Source organism: Psychrobacter sp. TB20-MNA-CIBAN-0197 (assembly GCF_040309765.1).
GTDB lineage: Bacteria > Pseudomonadota > Gammaproteobacteria > Pseudomonadales > Moraxellaceae > Psychrobacter > Psychrobacter submarinus.
In genome coordinates this window covers 1-242 of record NZ_JBEOPC010001272.1, presented here as the reverse complement: position 1 = coordinate 242, position 242 = coordinate 1, and the positions used below count along the sequence as shown (strand labels likewise).

1 protein-coding gene is annotated in these 242 nt (G+C 40.5%); it reads right to left on the bottom strand.

Going from position 1 to position 242, the window contains the following annotated elements; all coding sequences use genetic code 11:
- Positions 1–242: hypothetical protein (locus AAEY83_RS18055; RefSeq protein WP_351061442.1), on the bottom strand; the 242-nt coding region annotated here is incomplete at both ends.

The following is a 242-nucleotide window of genomic DNA, read 5'->3' as shown; positions in this document are numbered from 1 at the left end:
CTAGTAAGCTAATAACCCACTTTCGCCATACTGTATCGTAATAAACTTTTGACCATGCAGGCTCTCGCTCTGACCCCAGCATACTTTTAATAGATTTGTACGTTGACCCTTGAGTAACTCTAAACTCGGCTGGCGCATTTAATGCCCAGTTTGGAGGAGAAACACGAATGAAATCGTCATCGGTAATTAAATAAAAGTTAAAAAAGTCGTGTACCAGAGTCGGAGAAATTATACGCCATAAC